Raw genomic sequence first — 18,478 nt, 5'->3', positions numbered from 1 at the left:
TGCGTCATTTGAGCTTTCGCGACAAGACCGTCGCGAACGTGTGCGTGTCTCCGGGCCAGCGCGCCGACACGTAGTCGCCGTCGTCGACGACGAACGCGGGCCGCGGGTCGGTCGCGGTGTCGCGCGCCATGCCGGAGGTCTTGCGCCGCCAGTCCGGTGAACCGCGCACCACGTCGCGAAAGTCCGCCGGATCTTCAAGCGCACGAGTCACTTCCGCCTGCACCGACATGTACCCTTCCGCCTGGCCGGGTTCCTCGGTGTAGGTGCGGTAGTAGTCTCGGTCCCAGAACCGGGTGACACGCGTCAACCGCCACGCCAGGCGCTCCATCGCCCACGTCAGGGCCGTGGTCTGGTGCCCGTAGAGCACCGAGCGGCCCGTCTCGGGGTCGACGCTGCGCGCCGCGAGCAGCACGCCGTGACAGATGGCGCCGACGACCATGCCGCGTTTGAAGGCGTCCACCACAAGCCGATGCAGGATGTGGCTGTCGACGTAGCTGCGCATTCCGCGGGCCCGATGCCCGCCGGGCAGCAGCAGCGCGTCGATGCCGTCGAGGGCGGCCTGGGCCCACGCGACCGGGCGCTGAAACTCGTTTGACGCCAACATGTCCCGATAGGCGCCGCGCCCGGCCTTGTTCGCCCGCAGCATCAGACCGATGACGGGAATGGCCCCCAGCACCGGCAGGGCGGACCAGAGGTCCAGGCCACGGCCGCTCACCATGATGTCGTCCGCCGCGCCGGGCGTTCCGCTCTCGGTGGCGAACACCACCCGATGCCCGTCGTCGGTCAGGACGCGCCAACTGACCGCGACCTCGGTCGGGTCGAAGTCGCGGTCCGGGATCGGGACGAGAACGGTGCCCATGGCCCTTACGTCGGGGACACCCTGAGTTCGAGGCCGACGTTGTTCTCCATGCCGCCGCGCAGCTTGCTGAAGAGGTTGAAGACCTTACCGAGGATGCCGTAGCGCTTGCCGATGGCGTCGTACACGGCGGCGGTCTGCGACTTGTCGAGGATGGCGGCGGTGCCTTCGACTTCCTCGCTGGTCGGTTTGCCCTGCATGGTACAAGTGGCCAGCGTGACCCGCGGAGTGTTGCGGATCCGCTTGACCTTCCACGACTTTTCTCCGGTGATCACCAGCAGCCGATCCTGGTCGGCGGCGGCCCAGATCGGCGTCGGCTTGGGCTTGCCGTCCTTGGTGAACGTGGTCAGCAGGATGTATTGCGCCTTGGCGAGATCGGCGAAGGTGGGTGTCACGGTGTCAACCTACGCCCCGTAGCCCGCCCGTGCCGAGTGTGCGGGCAACCGCACGTTCGCTGCCGAGTGTGCGGCTAGCCGCACACTCGCGTCAGGGATCAGCCCTCCAGGTCCCCCTCGGTTTCCAACAGCGCCTGGCGCAGGCCGTCGAGGGTATCCGGTTGCGGCTGTTCCCACATGCCGCGGCCGGCGGCCTCCAGCAGTCGTTCGGCCATGCCGTGCAGCGCCCAGGGATTGGACTCCGCCATGAATTTCCGGTTCTCGGGATCCAGCACGTAGCTCTGGGTGAGCTGCTCGTACATCCAGTCCGCCATCACGCCCGCGGTCGCGTCATAGCCGAACAGGTAATCCACCGTCGCCGCCATCTCGAACGCACCCTTGTAGCCGTGCCGGCGCATCGCCGCCATCCAGCGCGGATTGACCACTCGGGCGCGAAACACCCGCGTCGTCTCCTCGGACAGCGTCCGCGTCCGAATCGCGTCGGGCCGGATGTTGTCACCGATGTAGGCGGCCGGCGCCTGCCCGGTCAACGCCCGCACCGTGGCCACCATCCCGCCGTGGTATTGGAAATAGTCGTCCGAGTCGGCGATGTCGTGTTCCCTGGTGTCGGTGTTCTTGGCGGCCACCGCGATCCGCCGGTACTGACGATTCATGTCGTCGACCGCCTCGCGGCCGTCCAGGTCGCGGCCGTAGGCGAAGCCACCCCACGCGGTGTACACCTGCGCCAGGTCGGCGTCGTCGCGCCAGTTGCGGCTGTCGATCAGCTGTAGCAACCCGGCGCCGTAAGTTCCCGGCTTGGAGCCGAAAATCCTTGTCGTGGAGCGGCGCTGGTCGCCGTGCTGCGCCAGGTCGGCCTGCGCGTGCGCCCGCACGTAGTTGTCGTCGGCCGGCTCGTCGAGCCCGGCGACCAGCCGCACCGCGTCGTCGAGCATCGTCACCACGTGCGGGAAGGCGTCGCGGAAGAACCCGGAGATCCGCACGGTCACGTCGATGCGCGGACGGCCCAGCTCGGCGAGCGGTATGGCGGTGAGGTCGACGACGCGCCGCGACGCGTCATCCCAAACCGGCCGAACTCCCAGCAGCGCAAGCACTTCGGCGATGTCGTCGCCTGCGGTGCGCATCGCCGAGGTGCCCCACACCGAGAGCCCCACCGACTGCGGCCATTGCCCATGGTCGTCGCGGTAGCGGGTCAGCAGCGAATCCGCCAGGGCCACGCCGGCCTCCCAGGCCAGCCGCGAGGGCACCGCCTTGGGGTCGACGGAGTAGAAGTTGCGGCCGGTGGGCAGCACGTTGACCAGACCGCGCAGTGGTGAGCCCGACGGGCCGGCCGGGATGAAGTGGCCGTCCAACGCGTCGAGCACCTGGTCGATCTCGGCCGCAGTGCCGGCCAGGCGGGGCACCACCTCGGTGGCGGCGAACCGGAGCACCGCCGCGATCTCGCGGTTGTCGGTGATGCGGTCGGCGGCGTCGGGCTCCCAGCCGCTGGCCTGCAGCGCCGCGATGAGTCCGCGGGCCGCTGCCTCGGCCGAGTCGACCGATGCGCGTTCGTCGGTACCGTCCTCGGCAAGGCCCAGCGCCTGCCGCAATCCCGGGATGGCCTGCTCTCCCCCGAACAGCTGGCGGGCGCGCAGGATCGCCAGCACAAGGTCGAGTTCGGTTTCCCCCGAAGGCTTTTGGCCCAGTACATGCAGTCCGTCACGGATCTGCACGTCCTTGATCTCGCAGAGCCAGCCGTCGACATGCAGCAGCATGTCGTCGAACGAATCCTCGGGGGGCCGCTCAGTCAGCCCGAGATCGTGGTCCATCTTGGCGGCCCGGATCAGGGTCCAGATCTGTTGGCGGATGGCGGGCAGCTTGCCGGGGTCGAGCGCGGCGACGTTCGCGTGCTCGTCGAGCAATTGCTCCAGCCGGGCGATGTCGCCGTAGGTTTCGGCGCGCGCCATCGGCGGAATGAGATGGTCGACCAGGACCGCGTGCGCCCGCCGCTTGGCCTGGGTGCCCTCACCCGGATCGTTCACCAGGAAGGGGTAAATCAGGGGCAGGTTGCCCAGCGCGGCGTCGGATCCGCAGGCGGCCGACATGCCCAACGTCTTGCCGGGCAGCCATTCCAGGTTGCCGTGCTTGCCCAGGTGCACCACGGCGTGCGAACCGAACCCGGCGTCGAGCCAGTGGTAGGCGGCCAGGTAGTGGTGGCTGGGTGGCAGGTCGGGGTCGTGGTAGATCGCCACCGGGTTCTCGCCGAAACCGCGGGGCGGCTGCACCATCAGCACCAGGTTGCCGGCTTGCATTGCGGCGATGACGATTTCACCGTCGGGGTCTCGTGTGCGATCGACGAAGAGGTCCCCGGGCGGCGGGCCCCAATGCCGTGTCACCGCGTCGGTCAGATCGGCGGGCAGGGTGGCGAACCAGTCCCGATAGTCCTTGGCGGACAGGCGGATCGGGTTGCCCGCCAATTGCCCGTCGGTGAGCCAGTCGGGGTCCTGACCCCCCCGTTCGATCAAGGCGTGGATCAGGGCGTCGCCGTCGTCGGCGTCGACGCCGGGGATTTCGCCCACCTGGTACCCGCGCTCGCGCATCGCGCGCAGCAGCGCGACCGCGCTGGCGGGCGTGTCCAGCCCCACCGCGTTTCCGATCCGCGCGTGCTTGGTCGGATAGGCCGAGAACACCAGGGCCACCCGTTTGTCGGCCGGGGCGACGTGGCGCAGCCGCGCGTGCCGGACTGCCAGCCCCGCGACCCGTGCGCACCGCTCCGGGTCGGCAACGTAGGAGATCAGGCCGTCGTCGTCGATCTCCTTGAAGGAGAACGGGACCGTGATGATGCGGCCGTCGAACTCGGGCACCGCCACCTGGGTGGCCACATCGAGCGGGCTCAGCCCGTCGTCGTTTTCGCTCCACTGGGCCCGAGAGCTGGTTAGGCACAGTCCCTGCAGGATCGGAATGTCCAGGGCCGCAAGGTGTTCGACGTTCCAGCTGTCGTCGTCGCCACCGGCGGACGCCGTGGCCGGCTTCAGTCCCCCGGCAGCCAGGACGGTGACCACCATGGCGTCGGCGTCCCCCAGCCGTTGCAGCAGTTCGGGTTCGGCGGTCCGCAGCGACGCACAGTAGACCGGCAGCGGCCGCGCGCCGGCGTCCTCGATGGCCCGGCACAGCGCCTCGACGTAGCCGGTGTTGCCGGCCAGCTGTTGCGCGCGGTAGTACAGGACGGCGATCGTGGGGCCGTCGGACTCGCCGGGGTGTGACCGCTCCAGCTCGCCCCAGGTCGGTGTCACGACGGGCGGGCTGAACCCGAACCCCGTCATCAGCACGGTGTCGGACAGGAAGGCGTGCAGCTGGCGGAGGTTCTCGACGCCGCCGTGCGCCAGATAGATGTGCGCCTGCACCGCGATGCCGGCGGCGAGCGTGGACAGCCCGGTCAGCTCGGCGTCGGCGGCCTGCTCACCGCTGACCAACACGGTGGGCACGCCGCTGGCGACCACGCTGTCGATCCCGCTCTGCCAGGCGCGGTAACCGCCGAGGATGCGAACCACCACGATCGACGCGCCGGCGAGCAGTTCCGGCAGTTCGCTTTCATCCAGGCGCGAAGGGTTGGCCCACCGATAATTTCTTCCGCTGGCGCGGGCGCTGATCAGGTCCGTGTCGGACGTCGACAGCAAAAGGATGGTCGGCTCAGCCACCCCTCATTCGTACCGTAGGGTCGCCGCGATCCGGTCGGCGACCTCTCCGGCGACCCGCAGCGCCTCGTCGCTCTTACCCGGCTCGTAGCGATCCGCGGCGGCGTCGTAGTCGGCGCCCGCGATGGACCCGTGGTCGGCCGCCAGCTCCACCAACTCCACCGGCCAGCCGGCCCGTCGCAAGGCGGCGGCGAAGTCCCTGCTGGCCGTCACCGGGACGACATCGTCGGCCAGGCCGTGCAGCAACGTGAAGGGTGTGCCGCCGCCCTCCGGCGTCAACGCCCCGGTCGGCACCCGGCCGGTGAGCGGGTCGGGCACCATGAAAGCCCCGGCGAGGCAGACGGTGTGCGCCAAGGGGACGTCGCCGCGAAGCGTCAGGCCCGCCGCGGCGCACCCACCCATGGACCACCCGACCAGCACGATGCCGTCGGGGTCGCCGGCACGTTCCCGGGTGAAGTCGAGCGACCGCAGCAGGTCTGCGCGCCCGCCGTCGTCGGCGTGGGAGTTCCAGTCCGGTGCGACCGCCGCCGCGCCACGTTCGGCGAGCAGGCGGGCGAGCGGACCGAAGGCCGCGCGCGCGTCGGTCTGCATGCCGTGCCATAACAGGACCGTGGGGCGAGTGGAGTCGCCGTAGACATCAGCCAAGCGGCCCGGGGCGTATTCGACCGTCTGCATGCGGACGAGGGTGCCCCGGATCCCGAGACCCCAATCGTGAGGCGGACCAGGCCCGTACCGTGGACGCGTGCCCAGATCCCGCGACACCGACGCATGCCCGGGTGCGCTACAGGTGCACCGGGCCGCCGACGGCGCCCTGGCGCGGATCCGGCTGCCCGGCGGCGTGCTGACGGCCGCCCAGCTCGCCGCGCTGGCACGGGTGGCCACCGAATTCGGTTCGGCGACGCTCGAGCTCACCGCGCGCGGCAACGTGCAGCTGCGCGGGATCACCGATGTGACGGCGGCGGCCGAGGCCATCGCCGACGCGGGGCTGTTGCCCTCGGCGACCCACGAGCGGGTACGCAACATCGTCGCTTCGCCGCTATCCGGCCGGGCTGGCGGGACTGTCGACGTGCGTCCGTGGATCACCGAGCTGGACGAGGCGATCCGCGCCGAGCCGAGCCTGGTCGAGCTGGGCGGGCGCTTTTGGTTCAGCCTCGACGACGGGCGCGCCGACGTTTCCGGCCTGTGCGCCGACGTCGGTGTGCACGCGCTTCCCGATGGCTGGGCGTTGTTGCTCGCCGGACGCGACACCGGCGTCCGGCTGACGGCCGGCGAGGTGATCGAGACGCTGGTCATGATCGCGACACGTTTCGCAGCGACACGTGGAAGCGCTTGGCGTGTCAAGGAATTGGACGACATCGAAAGCCTGTTGCCCGGCGCGGAACTGGGCGCCGTCGCCTTTCCCGCGGTCACCAGGCCGCCGGTGGGCTGGATCAACCAGGACTGGCCCGGCCAAGAAGGCAGGGTGGCGCTCGGCGCCGCGGTGCCGCTCGGGGTGCTGTCCGCGCGGGTCGCGGAATTCCTGGCGGCGATCGAGGCGCCGCTGGTGATCACACCCTGGCGCTCGGTGCTGGTGTGCGATCTCGACGAGGGCATCGCCGACGTCGCGCTGCGGGTGCTGGCCCCGCTGGGTCTGGTGTTCGACGAGAACTCCCCCTGGCTGAACGTCAGCGCCTGCACCGGCAGCCCCGGATGCGCGCATTCGCTGGCCGATGTCCGGGCCGACGCGGCCGCGGCGCTGGGCGGGGATGCGGGAGTGCATCGCCATTTCGTCGGCTGCGACCGCGCGTGCGGCAGCCCGCTGACCGGCGAGGTGCTGCTGGCGACTGGCGACGGATACCGCCAGCTACGCGGTGACCGCAAGCGCGGCGAAGCCGGGCGAAGCGGGTCGCCGCCAGGACCTTAGGGTAAGCGGGTGCTCGACTACATCCGCGACGCAGCTGAGATCTATCGGCAGTCGTTCGCGGCCATTCGGGCCGAAGCCGACCTGGCCCGCTTCCCGGACGACATCGCGCGGGTGGTGGTGCGCTTGATCCACACCTGCGGGCAGGTCGACATCGCCGAGCACGTCGCCTACACCGACGACGTCGCCGCGCGCGTCGGCGCCGCCCTGCGCGGCGGCGCGCCGGTGCTGTGCGATTCGTCGATGGTGGCCGCCGGGATCACCGGCGCGCGGCTGCCGGCCGGCAACGAGGTGGTGTCGCTGGTGGCCGACCCGCGCGCCGCGGACCTGGCCTCGCGCAGGCACACCACCCGATCGGCGGCCGGGGTGGAGCTGTGGGCCGATCGGCTGCCCGGCGCCGTGCTGGCCATCGGCAACGCGCCCACCGCCCTGTTCCGGTTGCTCGAGCTGGTCGACGAAGGGATTTCCCCGCCGGCCGGAGTCCTGGGCGGGCCGGTCGGATTCGTCGGGTCGGCCCAGTCCAAACAGGAGCTCATCGACCGTCCGCGCGGGATGTCGTATCTGGTGGTGCGGGGCCGCCGCGGTGGCAGCGCCATGGCCGCCGCCGCGGTCAATGCGATCGCGAGCGACCGCGAATGACCACGCGGGGCACTCTCTGGGGTGTCGGGCTGGGACCCGGCGACCCGGAGCTGGTGACCGTCAAGGCGGCGCGGGTGATCGGCGAGGCCGACGTGGTGGCCTACCACAGCGCCCGGCACGGCCGCAGCATCGCGCGCGGGATCGCCGAACCGTACCTGCGGGCCGGGCAGATCGAGGAGCACCTGATCTATCCGGTGACCACCGAGGTGACCGACCACCCCGGCGGCTACGCCGGGGCCCTCGAGGACTTCTACGTGGAAGCCAGCGCGCGCATCGCCGCTCATCTCGACGCGGGCCGCGATGTGGCGCTGCTCGCCGAGGGCGACCCGCTGTTCTACAGCTCCTACATGCACCTGCACACCCGGCTGACGCAGCGGTTCAACGCCGTCATCGTGCCGGGGGTTACGTCGGTGAGCGCCGCGTCGGCGGCCATCGCGACGCCGTTGGTGGCCGGCGACGAGGTGCTCTCGGTGCTGCCGGGCACCCTGCCGGTCGCCGAGCTCACCCGCCGCCTGGCCGACGCGGACGCCGCGGTGGTGCTGAAACTTGGTCGCTCGTATCGCGCTGTGCGCGAAGCGCTTTCGGCGTCCGGGCAGCTCGACGACGCGTTCTACGTCGAGCGGGCCAGCACCGCCGGGCAGCGAATCCTGCCCGCCGCCGACGTCGACGAGGCCGGCGTGCCCTACTTCTCGCTGGCGATGCTGCCGGGTGGGCGCCGCGGACGGCAGCCAGCGGCGGCCGGCACGGTCGCGGTGGTCGGCCTGGGGCCCGGCGGCAGCGACTGGATGACCCCGCAGAGCCGGCGTGAGCTGGCCGGCGCCACCGACCTGATCGGTTACGCCGGTTACCTGGATCGCGTCCCGGTGCGCGACGGCCAACGCCGGCACCCCAGCGACAACACAGACGAGCCCGCGCGCGCCCGACTGGCCTGCGCGTTGGCAGAGCAGGGCCGTGCCGTCGCGGTGGTGTCCTCGGGGGACCCCGGGGTGTTCGCGATGGCGACCGCGGTGCTGGAAGAGGCCAAAGAGTGGCCGGGAGTGGCGATCCGGGTGATTCCGGCGATGACGGCGGCCCAGGCCGTCGCCAGCCGGGTCGGCGCTCCGCTGGGCCACGACTACGCGGTGATCTCGCTGTCCGACCGGCTCAAACCGTGGGAGATCATCGCCGAGCGGCTGGCCGCGGCGGCCGCCGCCGACCTGGTGCTGGCCATCTACAACCCGGCGTCCAAGTCGCGAACGTGGCAAGTCGGCGCGATGCGCGACCTGCTGCTGGAACACCGCGAGCCCGGGACGCCGGTGGTGGTCGGCCGCAGCGTTTCCGGGCCCGACGAGGACGTCCGCGTGGTGCGGCTGGCCGATCTAGACCCCGCGCAGGTGGACATGCGTTGCCTGCTGATCGTCGGATCGTCGCAAACGCAATGGCATGCAAGCGATTCCGGCGACCGGGTGTTCACACCCCGGCGCTACCCGCTCGGTTAATCGTCGCTGCGCCAGCTGCTGGGCATCATCGGCACGGTCGGCCCGTCACCGAACCCGTCGCGGGTCAGCGTCGCCAACCCGGTCGGCTGCGCGAGACCGGATCTCGCTGCGGCACCGGCGAATCCGAGCGGTCCCCCGCCCTGGTCCGAGGCGCGCACGGCGTCCGGGTCCTCGTCGCCGGCCCCCGACTCCTGATCGAGGTCCATGAATTCGTAGCGGTACGCGCGGTCGGTGGCCGTTCCGGGGCGGCGCCGGCGGGCCCGCGCCTTCTTCTTGGCCGCGGCGGCCGCGGCGGCCGCGGCGGGGGCGTCGACGTCGTCGGGAGCCGGTTCCTCCGATTTGCGACGTGACCGGCCGCTGGCGCTGCCGCGGGCCGCCAGCCCGGACAGTCCCACGGCGTACAGGGCGTCGGGCATGCCCGCTCCGATGCCGTCCGTGGCCGTGGGACTGAAGCCGGCGCCCGCGCCCGCGCCGGCGCCGATGGCGACCGCGCCGGCGCCGGCGATCGGCACCGCTCCGGCGAGCGTGAGCAACGCCCAGACCATGTCCAGCGCCCCCGCATCGACGGTGGCCGCACCGGCCGGTGGCGGACCGTTCGGCGGCGGGCCGGGCGCCGGCTTCAGTCCCACGGCCACGGACGGCATCGGAGCGGGCATGCCCGACGCCCTGTACGCCGTGGGACTGTCCGGGCTGGCGGCCCGCGGCAGCGCCAGCGGCCGGTCACGTCGCAAATCGGAGGAACCGGCTCCCGACGACGTCGACGCCCCCGCCGCGGCCGCCGCGGCCGCCGCGGCCAAGAAGAAGGCGCGGGCCCGCCGGCGCCGCCCCGGAACGGCCACCGACCGCGCGTACCGCTACGAATTCATGGACCTCGATCAGGAGTCGGGGGCCGGCGACGAGGACCCGGACGCCGTGCGCGCCTCGGACCAGGGCGGGGGACCGCTCGGATTCGCCGGTGCCGCAGCGAGATCCGGTCTCGCGCAGCCGACCGGGTTGGCGACGCTGATCGCGGTGACCGCGGCCGCCGCTCCCCCGGCCGCGGCGGCGCCCAGCACGGACACCACCATCGGCGCCAGCACCACCGCCATCTGGATGGCGGCCTGCATGAAGGGCCAGAAGATCATCAGCGTGTGAAAGATCGCCCAGCCCAGGGCGCTGGAAAGCGCCGGCGATAGCCCCAATTGACCGAAGAACGAGGCGAGGCCGTTGACGAATGGCACCGGCGGAAACGGCCAGCCACCGGGGTTGAGGTCTTTGGAGACCGGCCAAGCGAAATTCTTCGTGTACTGCTGCAACCAGGCGGTGAGCTGGTCCTGCCAGGACGGATAGGTCCGCGCCGGTTGCGGCGTGTCGGCGGCCTGCGCGCTTGCGACGCTCGCCTCCGCGGCCGGGGCCACGATCATGGGCGCGGGCGTGGTGGTGGGGACCGCCGCGAGCGCGGATTCGGCGGCCACTTGGTAGGTGGTCATCGTCGTGGCGGCTTGCACCCACATGCGCGCGTAGTCGGCCTCGTTGACGGCGATGGGAATGGTGTTGATGCCGAAGAAGTTCGTCGCCACCAGCGCCGCGTGCGTCGCGTGGTTGGCGGCGAGCTCGGGCATCGTCGGCATGGCAACCAGTGCCGCGGTGTAAGCCCCGGCCGCCGTCTCGTGCAGCGCCGCGGCCGTCGCGCTCTTGGCGGAGCCCTCCAGCAGCCAGGCCAGGTACGGGGCGTGGGCCGCGACGTACTGCTCGGCGGTGGGCCCCTCCCACGCGCCGCCCTGCACGGCGCCCAGGAGCCCGGTGAGTTCCTCTGCGGCTTCGGCGTATTGGCTGCTCATCGACGACCATGTCGCGGCGGCGGCGAGCATCGGCCCGGCTCCGGGCCCGCTGCTGAGCAGCGTCGAGTGCACCTCGGGCGGGAAGGCGATCCAGATCGGGGCGGTCACCGTCGGGGGTTTTCGGGCAGGAACACGAATACCTCTTCGAATGTCGGGGCTGTTGACGTCCAGTGGTCGGTTCGCCGGACGGATTAGTTCCCGCCGGCTGATTTCGGGGGCTCTTTGCGCCCGGCCCGGGCATGCGCAACGATGCAGGGATGCGGTGTGACGCGGCGCGTGAGGCGCTTTCGGCCCGACTGGACGGCGAGCGTCCCCAGGCGCTCGCGCGGCAGGTCGATGCCCATCTCGAATCGTGCCGGCGCTGCCGCTCCTGGCTCATCGGCGCCGCCGCGCAGACCCGCCGGCTGGCGTCGGTCGAGCCGATCGACGGGCCCGACCTGGTGTCGCGAATCATGGCGAACATTGGCGAAGAGTCCTCCGGCCACCAGCGCAGGATGCGTTGGCTGCGTTCGCACTACCGGCGGTGGGGACTGATCGCGGTCGGGCTGTTCCAGGTGGCGATCGCCGCCGCGCAGATCAGCGGTGTCGATTTCGGCATGGTGTCCAGCCACATGCACGGCGCGATGTCCGGCGAGCATCTGATGCACGAGTCCACCGCCTGGTTGCTGGCATTGGGTCTGGCGATGGTGGCCGCCGGCGTCTGGCCGGTCACCGCGATTGGGGTGGCGGCGATTACGGGCGTCTATTCGGTCGCGCTGCTGGGTTACGTGATCGTCGACGCGTTCGCCGGCGAGGTCACTGCGACGCGCATCGCCAGCCACATGCCCCTGCTGCTGGGCCTCGCGTTCGCGTTGCTGGTGGCGCGGGAACGGGTGCGATCGGACCGGATGGGCGCGTCCGATGCTGCGGACGGCGCGGCCTGGCCAGCCGAGTCCCCCGCAGTCAGGCGCCGCGCTCACCTGTGGCCCATCAACCGGTCCGCCGCCGACCCCGCCGCAGCCGCTACGACAGGCCGTCGTAGACTCACTGAGCCCGCGAAACAAAGGTGGTTCGCCATGATCGCGTCCAGCGATGACGAGGCCGTTACCGAGCTCGCGTTGGCCGCCGCGCGTGGGAACGACCGGGCGCTCGAGGCGTTCATCAAGGCCACCCAGCAGGACGTGTGGCGGTTCGTCACCTATCTGTCGGACGCGGGCAGCGCCGACGACCTGACTCAAGAGACGTTCCTGCGCGCGATCGGGGCGATCGAACGGTTCTCCGGGCGTTCGAGCGCCCGGACCTGGCTGCTTTCCATCGCACGACGCGTGGTGGCCGACCACATCCGCCACGTCCAGTCGCGGCCGCGCTCCGCCCCGGGCGCCGATCCGGAACACGTGATGCGCGGCGATCGCCACGCCCGCGGATTCGAAGACCTGGTCGAGGTCACCACGATGATCGCGGGACTCACCGCCGAGCAACGAGAAGCCTTATTGCTCACCCAGTTGTTGGGTTTGCCCTACGCCGACGCGGCGGCGGTGTGCGGCTGCCCGGTGGGCACCATCAGGTCCCGCGTCGCGCGCGCCCGTGACGCGCTGCTGGCCGCAGACGTCGAGCGCGACGACCTGACGGGCTAATTCAGCCGCGTCACCCATTCGACGGCCTCGTCGACGCTGCCCACCGCCGTCACCCCGGGCGGCAGCGGCGGCCGCGCGACCATCACCACCGGAATGCCCAGCGCCACGGCCGCATCCAGCTTCGCCCGCGTCATCGCCCCACCGCTGTTCTTGGTGACCAGGGCGTCGATGTGGTGTTCCCGCATCAGCGCGACCTCGGCGTCGTAGCGATACGGCCCGCGGGACAGGACCAGCTGGTGGCGGCGCGGCAGCGAGGAGGGGTCGGGTTCGGTGACCGCGCGGATCAGAAACCACGCGTCGCTGCCGGCGAAGGCCCTGGTCCCCGAACGCCCGGTGGTGAGAAATATCCGCGAAAATCGCTCTCGCGCAACGGTTTCCGCCGCCCGCGAGTCGGATTCCACCACGATCGCGGAGCCGGGCTCCCACGCCGGACGGGCCAGCACCAGGTGCGGCATCGACAGTTCACCGCACGCTTGCGCCGCGTGCGCCGTCATGGCCGCCGCGAAGGGGTGGGTCGCATCGACCACCGCGTCGATACGCTCGTCGCGCAGCCAGCGCCGAAGCCCCTCGACGCCCCCGAAGCCGCCGATGCGGACGGGACCGACCGGCAACGCGGGGTCGGGTACCCGCCCTGCCAGGGAGCTGACGATGTCGATGTCCGGGTGGAGCGCCTTCGCCAGCGCGCGACCTTCGGCCGTGCCGCCGAGCAGCAGCACTCGCATCAGTGCCGGCTCCCCCGCGTCCGCCCGGTCGAATACAGGTAGCTGTCGGTGAACCCCTCGGCGGCCAGCACGTCGCCGACGACGATCACCGCGGTCTTGGTGATGCCGGCCCGGTGCATCTGGTCGGCGAGGTCGGCGAGCGTGCCGCGCAGCACCACCTCTTGCGGCCAGCTCGCGAAAGCCACGACCGCGGCCGGTGTTTCGGGTCGATAGCCGCCGTCGAGAAGTTGCGGGACGATGGCGTCGATCTGGGCCGCCGCGAGGTGCAGGACCAGGGTCGCGCCCGAACGGGCGAGGCTGGCCAGGTCCTCACCGGCCGGCATTGCGGTCGACAGGGTGGCGACCCGGCTCAGCGTCACGGTCTGGGCAACGCCGGGGACGGTGAGCTCCCGCTTCAGCGCGGCCGCAGCCGCGGCGAAAGCCGGTACGCCGGGCACGATTTGGTAGTCGATGCCCCGCGCGTCGAGCCGTCGGCATTGTTCGGCCAGCGCGCTGTAGAGGGACGGGTCACCCGAATGCAGCCGGGCCACGTCGTGACCGGCCGCGTCGGCGTCGGCGAGTTCGGTGATGATCCGCTCCAGCGTCAGCGGTCCGGTGTCGACGATCTTCGCGTCGGGCGGGCAGAGCGCCAGCAGATCGTCGGGCATGATCGACCCCGCGTACAGGCATACCGGGCAGGACTCGAGCAGTCGCTGGCCGCGGACGGTGATCAGGTCGGCGGCGCCCGGGCCCGCCCCGATGAAATAGACCGTCATTTCGTCATCGTCCACAGGGTGACCGGCATCTGCGGCCGCCATCCGGTGAAGCCGCCGAGCGGCTCGCCGTGATAGTGCTGGAAGCGTCGCAGTTGGCCCCCTAGGCGCGAATATGACTGTGCCAGTAAGACTTCGGACTCCACGGTGACCGCGTTGACCACGAGGCGTCCCCCGGCCGCCAGCGCGTCGAGGCAGGCATCGAGGAGACCGGGTTGGGTGAGGCCGCCGCCGAGGAAGATCGCCGACGGCGGCTCGGTGCCGCCGAACGCGCCCGGGGCCTCGCCGCGCACGTCGATGGGGGCGCCGAAGGCTGCGGCGTTGGCTGCGATGTTGTCGCGACGTCGTTCGTCCCGCTCGAAAGCCACCGCGCTGCAACCTTTTCCGATAAGGCACCATTCGACGCTGATGCTGCCGGAGCCCGCGCCGACATCCCAGAGGCGTTCACCCGGGCGCGGGGCCAGTGCCGCGAGTGTCACCGCGCGGATTCCGTGTTTGGTGATCTGCCCGTCGTGGGCGAACGCTTCGTCGGGCGGCGACGACGTCCGTTCGTCGGGCAGGTATCGGATGGCGATGACGTTGAGGTCGTCGACGTCATCGGGTGGCTCAGCGGCCCAGTGGCTTGCGGTGCCGTCACGACGCTGTTCGGTTGGGCCGCCGAGGTTTTCCAGAACGGTGAACTCGGAGTCGCCGCGACGGTGCGCGTCGAGGAGAGCGGCGAGTTCTCTCGGTGTGGTGGCGTTTTTCGAAAGCACGACGGCTTGGCCGCCGCGGCGGATCGCGGTGTGCGGTTGCGCGGTGACCAGGCTGATCACCTCCGTGTCGTGGCGGTTCCAGCCCATTCGGGCGCACGCCAGCGTCACCGAGGACACGTGCGGCAGCACCCGGACTCGCCCGGGGCCGTGGAGCCGGATCAACGTTCCGCCGATGCCGTGCAGGAGCGGGTCGCCGCTGGCCACCACATGCACGTCCGCGGTGTGGTCGTCGAGCAGCGTCTGCAGCGCGGGCAACATCGGCGAGGGCCACTGCCGGCGGGGTGCGGTTAGCGTTTCGTCGAGCAGGTCGAGTTGCCTTTTCGATCCGTAGATTATTGTCGCCCTTCGCAATTCATCGCGAGACGTCTGAGCGAGCCCGGCCATGCCGTCGGCGCCGATGCCCACCACGATGATCATCGCGGCATCCTGCGCCAGACGAACTGCGGCAGCAGCCGCATCACGGCGGCAGCCGGCCCCAGCGCCCAGGGGATCCACACGGTGCGTCGGCGCTTGGCCAGCGCGCGCGCGGTCGCTTTGGCCACCTGGGTGGGTGTGCTGGACAGCGGCGCGGGATCCATGCCCTGCGTCATGCGCCCGATCACGAAACCCGGGCGGGCGATCAGCAGTTTGACGCCGGTGCCGTGCAGGGCGTCGGCCAAGCCGCTGGCGAAGCCGTCCAGGCCGGCCTTGGCCGAGCCGTAGACGTAGTTGGCGCGACGCACGCGCGCGCCCGCGATCGAGGAAAACACGACCAGTCGGCCTGTGCCGGCCTCGCGCATCGCGGCCGCCAGGTGGGTGAGCATGCTGACCTGGGCGACGTAGTCGGTGTGCACGACGGCGACCGCGTGGGCGGCGTCCGTCTCGGCGAGGGCTTGGTCGCCGAGGATTCCGAAGGCCAGTATCGCGGTGGCGATGGGTCCGTGGTCGGCGATGACCGCGGCGACCAGGGGGCCGTGGGAATCCAGGTCGTCGGCGTCGAATTCTCTGGTGTGCACCGTCTTGGCACCGGCGGCTTTGAGCGTGGCGACCTGGTCGTCGAGTTGGTCGGCCTTGCGCGCCGCCAGCACCACCGTCGCCCCGGGCGCCAGGAGGCGGGCCAGCTCGATGCCGATCTCGCTGCGCCCGCCCAGGACTAGTACTGGTCCCGCGCCCGTGTCGCCCACGGCTGCGATTATGTCCTGCGCTAGCGTGGGCGGTGATGGCGAATACCACTACCCGGCTCACCGACGATGCGCTGGCGTTCCTGTCCGAACGGCATCTGGCCATGCTGACCACGCTGCGAGCCGACAATTCGCCGCATGTCGTGGCGGTGGGGTTCACCTTCGACCCGAAGACGCACATCGCCCGGGTGATCACCACCGGCGGCTCGCAGAAGGCGGTGAACGCCGACCGGGGCGGGGTGGCGGTGCTCAGTCAGGTCGACGGCGCGCGGTGGTTGTCGCTGGAGGGCCGGTCCAAGGTCAACAGCGATGCCGACGCCGTCCGCGATGCCGAACTCCGCTACGCCCAGCGCTACCGCACCCCACGGCCCAACCCGCGGCGGGTGGTCATCGAGGTGCACGTGGAGCGGGTGCTCGGGTCGTCGGGCTTGCTGGATCGGGGCGAGACGTAGGGCTGATTGCCCGGGTTTGCCTGAGACCGGCGGCACCCTTCCGGCGGCCCTTAACGAGGTCTTTGTTCGTGCATTTCTTTTAGACCGGGGTTCCTCGGTTTCTGCCGGGCTTCTGGATGAGAAGGTCATCGTGCGCTCGCCTACGGCATGCTTCGATGAACTCTATTGCAGCATTCCTATCGTGCAGCAAGTGATCGTATTCATCAGGCGTGAGTTCGTAGTATTCTTCATAATCTACGACGCCATTGCTTACCGGTAGTGAAGCATAATACCTGCCCGACTCCGACTCTACGCCGAGCGAGTACCTATCTTCTCGAGAGAAATAGGTGTCGTCAAACGTCATCTGATCTCTTTCTGGTCGAAGATGTTCGTTACAGTATAGTCATCAGGCGGTATTTCTCCACCGTCTATGACAGCCTCAGACGCGCCATCGGGGAGGACACCACCTGGAATCCATTGTTCATTTGCGCCGGCCTCATTACCGGAAGGCATTCTTAAGTGGTACTCCCCGGGGTCTGCGATATCGATCCTGACAAGGTTGTTAGAATCAAGGAACCCTTCGGGTAAGCCGAGTTCGTTTTCCATGCTTCTTAGGTTTCCACCCGAAGCCTCGAGCATTGCATCAGCTTCATTCCGCGGCATTACGAACGATGTTCCGTCTCTCTGAGCAATGCCATATTTCTCGAGGTTACTTGCCGGCATGAAACGGGTAGCACCATCGCTAAATTTTTGCAGATGGTTCTTTATATAGTCCGGCGATAAATATTCGGAAGGATCAGGTCGACTGCCTTTCGGCATCGCGATGATCTCATTCCGCTTTTCTGCGCTGATTCCATCGGATGAGGCGTCTTCGTTGCTCGCGTGATCCTTGCCATCGTCCCCGTCAGACCTACCATTCCGATCGTCACCCGACTTACCGTCATCGTGCTCATCGGGCTTCCCCTCGTGCGGCGGCTTTCGATGCGGATGCTCGCCGGGAGGCAGCCCGTCATTAGGCACATGCCCTCCGCCAGGTGCGGGCATCTCGGCCGGGTGGCCGCTCGGGGACGCAAAATGCGGCCCGGCGGGCGGCGCGCTGGACGGCGCGGACGGAGCTGGTCGCGGTGAATGCGCGGCGGATGCCGGCTCGAAGGGCGGTCTTGCGGGCGACACCGGAAGCTGCGTCGGCGAATGGTCGACCAGCCGCGGCACGGCGGATGCCATGCGATCGCCCACCGCGTGCCCAGCCTGCGCAGTGGCACCAGGAGCCGTAACCGGCTCACGTGGACCTCCACCCGGAGCCGGCTCGTGCGAACCCCCCACCGGTTCGGGGGCGGGTCGCTCGCCGGCCCCTCGGGGTGATTCGGGAGGCACCGTCGCCGGATCTGCCGGGCCGTGAGGTTGAACCGGCGGGTGGGGCGCCGACTCGACCGGCACCTCGGGCAACTTCCCTGGCGGCAGAGCCACCGCGCTGCCGCCAGGGAGCGGATCTCCCTTAGGCAGATCTTCGCCGAGATTCTGAAGGCCCTTCGTGAGGTCGGCGCCGTTCGTCGCGATATCAGCGAGCGTGCCGCCAACCCCGTTCAATTCGCCGGCCGCGCCTGCGGCGCCTTGGGCCGCCTTCTCGCCCTCGGTAGCCTCCTCGGTGGCTTCAGCACCCGCCGCCTCCGCACCTTCCGATCCCGCCTTCGCCAAACCGCCGCCCAGCAGTAATGTCATGCCGTCGAAGATGCCTTCCCCGATCCCCAGCCCGGGCCGACCAGAGGTCAGATCATCCCAGTGGGTAAGACCTTTCAAGACTCCTAAGTCGTTCTTCGCGGCGCCCTTCGGGTCGAAAAGCGCATACACAGGAATGGATTTGAACGCACTCTGATCCAGTGCCGCCCAACTGGCCGCAGCGCCTTTGGGATCGAAGGCGATGCGGCCGATGAGCTGGAGAAGATCGTGCGGGACATCAACGACGTCCTGGACAACATGAAGCGGGAAGCGCAGGCCCGCGAGCACGTCATCAAAACGGGGATGCAGATCATCGACGGTCTGGTCGGCGACCTGAAAACCTACGTGCGCGGGCAGCTGGTCGAATTTCTGGGCGAGACCGTCGGCAAGTTCGTGGCGGATGACTTCGCCCTCACCGCGGATGCCGGTGAGGGAATCTTCAAGAGCGCAGTCGGCATTGCCGAATTGCAGGACCAGCTTGACCCGAGCCGGTTCGCCTTCGATCCCAAAGGCGCTGCGGCCAGTTGGGCGGCACTGGATCAGAGTGCGTTCAAATCCATTCCTGTGTAT

General features: G+C 69.9%; 16 protein-coding genes and 3 pseudogenes. 7 read left to right on the top strand and 12 right to left on the bottom strand.

Features of this window, described 5'->3' with window-relative positions:
* Positions 1 to 4: 4 nt before the first annotated feature.
* From A9X03_RS16975 to A9X03_RS16960, 4 genes are all read right to left on the bottom strand, one after another.
* Entirely contained in the window at positions 5 to 859 is an 855-nt protein-coding gene (locus tag A9X03_RS16975; protein WP_068262071.1) for a type 1 glutamine amidotransferase domain-containing protein, read from the bottom strand.
* Positions 860 to 864: 5 nt separating this feature from the next.
* Positions 865 to 1,251 carry a PPOX class F420-dependent oxidoreductase gene (locus tag A9X03_RS16970; RefSeq protein ID WP_068262068.1) on the bottom strand — a complete coding sequence of 129 codons (387 nt, stop codon included), beginning with the start codon at positions 1,249 to 1,251 and terminating at the stop codon, positions 865 to 867.
* Positions 1,252 to 1,349: 98 nt separating this feature from the next.
* The gene (gene cobN, locus A9X03_RS16965) at positions 1,350 to 4,925 is read right to left on the bottom strand and encodes a cobaltochelatase subunit CobN (protein ID WP_068262064.1); all 3,576 of its coding nucleotides are present in this window, start codon (positions 4,923 to 4,925) and stop codon (positions 1,350 to 1,352) included.
* A 3-nt stretch (positions 4,926 to 4,928) separates the two neighbouring features.
* Entirely contained in the window at positions 4,929 to 5,597 is a 669-nt protein-coding gene (locus tag A9X03_RS16960; protein ID WP_067760901.1) for an alpha/beta hydrolase, read from the bottom strand.
* Between the two features lie 67 nt (positions 5,598 to 5,664).
* On the opposite strand from A9X03_RS16960, the gene cobG reads away from it, so the two are divergent.
* Genes cobG through A9X03_RS16945 form a run of 3 tightly spaced genes read left to right on the top strand, consistent with a single transcriptional unit; the run spans position 5,665 to position 8,939 of the window.
* Positions 5,665 to 6,825 carry a precorrin-3B synthase gene (gene cobG / locus A9X03_RS16955; RefSeq protein WP_067760903.1) on the top strand — a complete coding sequence of 387 codons (1,161 nt, stop codon included), beginning with the start codon at positions 5,665 to 5,667 and terminating at the stop codon, positions 6,823 to 6,825.
* 9 nt (positions 6,826 to 6,834) lie between these two features.
* Positions 6,835 to 7,461, top strand: coding sequence for a precorrin-8X methylmutase (locus A9X03_RS16950; RefSeq protein WP_067760905.1), 627 nt, complete (start codon positions 6,835 to 6,837; stop codon positions 7,459 to 7,461).
* Positions 7,458 to 8,939, top strand: a complete 1,482-nt coding sequence (locus A9X03_RS16945; RefSeq protein ID WP_067760907.1) for a precorrin-2 C(20)-methyltransferase — start codon at positions 7,458 to 7,460, stop codon at positions 8,937 to 8,939. The genes A9X03_RS16950 and A9X03_RS16945 overlap by 4 nt, the downstream gene beginning before the upstream one ends.
* On the opposite strand, the gene A9X03_RS30345 is transcribed toward A9X03_RS16945, so the two are convergent.
* Positions 8,936 to 9,778, bottom strand: a complete 843-nt coding sequence (locus A9X03_RS30345; RefSeq protein ID WP_068262061.1) for a hypothetical protein — start codon at positions 9,776 to 9,778, stop codon at positions 8,936 to 8,938. The genes A9X03_RS16945 and A9X03_RS30345 overlap by 4 nt on opposite strands.
* 25 nt (positions 9,779 to 9,803) lie before the next feature.
* Here A9X03_RS30345 and A9X03_RS30865 point away from each other — a divergent pair, with 25 nt between their 5' ends.
* The gene (locus A9X03_RS30865) at positions 9,804 to 10,073 is read left to right on the top strand and encodes a hypothetical protein (protein WP_369831375.1); all 270 of its coding nucleotides are present in this window, start codon (positions 9,804 to 9,806) and stop codon (positions 10,071 to 10,073) included.
* 286 nt (positions 10,074 to 10,359) lie between these two features.
* On the opposite strand, the pseudogene A9X03_RS30860 reads toward A9X03_RS30865, so the two are convergent.
* Positions 10,360 to 10,867 (bottom strand): annotated as a pseudogene (locus tag A9X03_RS30860) (PPE family protein); the annotation flags it as partial.
* 131 nt (positions 10,868 to 10,998) lie between these two features.
* Here A9X03_RS30860 and A9X03_RS30635 point away from each other — a divergent pair.
* Positions 10,999 to 11,667: pseudogene (locus tag A9X03_RS30635) on the top strand (DUF2275 domain-containing protein); the annotation flags it as partial.
* A 147-nt stretch (positions 11,668 to 11,814) separates the two neighbouring features.
* Positions 11,815 to 12,372 carry an RNA polymerase sigma factor SigC gene (sigC, locus tag A9X03_RS30330; RefSeq protein WP_231969178.1) on the top strand — a complete coding sequence of 186 codons (558 nt, stop codon included), beginning with the start codon at positions 11,815 to 11,817 and terminating at the stop codon, positions 12,370 to 12,372.
* Here the strand turns inward: sigC and A9X03_RS16925 are convergent.
* The 4 genes from A9X03_RS16925 to A9X03_RS16910 are packed head-to-tail and all read right to left on the bottom strand — an operon-like array spanning position 12,369 to position 15,764.
* On the bottom strand, positions 12,369 to 13,094 hold the full coding sequence (locus A9X03_RS16925) for a cobalt-precorrin-6A reductase (protein ID WP_068262059.1): 726 nt from the start codon (positions 13,092 to 13,094) through the stop codon (positions 12,369 to 12,371). The genes sigC and A9X03_RS16925 overlap by 4 nt on opposite strands.
* A complete protein-coding gene (gene cobM / locus A9X03_RS16920) occupies positions 13,094 to 13,849 on the bottom strand; it encodes a precorrin-4 C(11)-methyltransferase (protein ID WP_068262080.1) in 756 nt (251 codons plus the stop codon). Before cobM ends, A9X03_RS16925 begins: the two co-directional genes overlap by 1 nt.
* Positions 13,846 to 15,018 carry a bifunctional cobalt-precorrin-7 (C(5))-methyltransferase/cobalt-precorrin-6B (C(15))-methyltransferase gene (locus A9X03_RS16915; protein WP_068262056.1) on the bottom strand — a complete coding sequence of 391 codons (1,173 nt, stop codon included), beginning with the start codon at positions 15,016 to 15,018 and terminating at the stop codon, positions 13,846 to 13,848. The genes cobM and A9X03_RS16915 overlap by 4 nt, the downstream gene beginning before the upstream one ends.
* The gene (locus A9X03_RS16910; RefSeq protein WP_068262053.1) at positions 15,015 to 15,764 is read right to left on the bottom strand and encodes an SDR family NAD(P)-dependent oxidoreductase; all 750 of its coding nucleotides are present in this window, start codon (positions 15,762 to 15,764) and stop codon (positions 15,015 to 15,017) included. The genes A9X03_RS16915 and A9X03_RS16910 overlap by 4 nt, the downstream gene beginning before the upstream one ends.
* 35 nt (positions 15,765 to 15,799) lie before the next feature.
* Between A9X03_RS16910 and A9X03_RS16905 the strand changes: the two genes are divergently transcribed.
* Positions 15,800 to 16,213 (top strand): F420-dependent biliverdin reductase, encoded by a 414-nt coding sequence (locus A9X03_RS16905; RefSeq protein WP_067755029.1) that lies wholly within the window; start codon positions 15,800 to 15,802, stop codon positions 16,211 to 16,213.
* Positions 16,214 to 16,292: 79 nt separating this feature from the next.
* On the opposite strand, the gene A9X03_RS30325 is transcribed toward A9X03_RS16905, so the two are convergent.
* Positions 16,293 to 16,556: a hypothetical protein gene (locus tag A9X03_RS30325; protein WP_082950447.1), complete on the bottom strand. Its 264-nt coding sequence runs from the start codon at positions 16,554 to 16,556 to the stop codon at positions 16,293 to 16,295.
* Positions 16,553 to 18,478 (bottom strand): annotated as a pseudogene (locus A9X03_RS29860) (hypothetical protein); the annotation flags it as partial. The gene A9X03_RS30325 and the pseudogene A9X03_RS29860, both read right to left, overlap by 4 nt.

Origin of the sequence: Mycobacterium sp. E1715 (assembly GCF_001667625.1) — a bacterium.
In the GTDB taxonomy this organism is placed as follows: Bacteria; Actinomycetota; Actinomycetes; order Mycobacteriales; family Mycobacteriaceae; genus Mycobacterium.
Note: the sequence above shows the minus strand (reverse complement) of the source record. Positions and strands in the feature narration are given on the sequence as shown.

Bases quoted from the DNA above. Each gene is read 5' to 3' on its own strand.
- A9X03_RS30865 (WP_369831375.1), top strand. From the start codon at position 9,804: ATGGACCTCGATCAGGAGTCGGGGGCCGGCGACGAGGACCCGGACGCC.
- cobM (WP_068262080.1), bottom strand. From the start codon at position 13,849: ATGACGGTCTATTTCATCGGGGCGGGCCCGGGCGCCGCCGACCTGATC.
- A9X03_RS16905 (WP_067755029.1), top strand. From the start codon at position 15,800: ATGGCGAATACCACTACCCGGCTCACCGACGATGCGCTGGCGTTCCTG.
- A9X03_RS16925 (WP_068262059.1), bottom strand. From the start codon at position 13,094: ATGCGAGTGCTGCTGCTCGGCGGCACGGCCGAAGGTCGCGCGCTGGCG.
- A9X03_RS30325 (WP_082950447.1), bottom strand. From the start codon at position 16,556: ATGACGTTTGACGACACCTATTTCTCTCGAGAAGATAGGTACTCGCTC.
- A9X03_RS16915 (WP_068262056.1), bottom strand. From the start codon at position 15,018: ATGATCATCGTGGTGGGCATCGGCGCCGACGGCATGGCCGGGCTCGCT.
- sigC (WP_231969178.1), top strand. From the start codon at position 11,815: ATGATCGCGTCCAGCGATGACGAGGCCGTTACCGAGCTCGCGTTGGCC.
- A9X03_RS16975 (WP_068262071.1), bottom strand. From the start codon at position 859: ATGGGCACCGTTCTCGTCCCGATCCCGGACCGCGACTTCGACCCGACC.
- A9X03_RS16945 (WP_067760907.1), top strand. From the start codon at position 7,458: ATGACCACGCGGGGCACTCTCTGGGGTGTCGGGCTGGGACCCGGCGAC.
- A9X03_RS16960 (WP_067760901.1), bottom strand. From the start codon at position 5,597: ATGCAGACGGTCGAATACGCCCCGGGCCGCTTGGCTGATGTCTACGGC.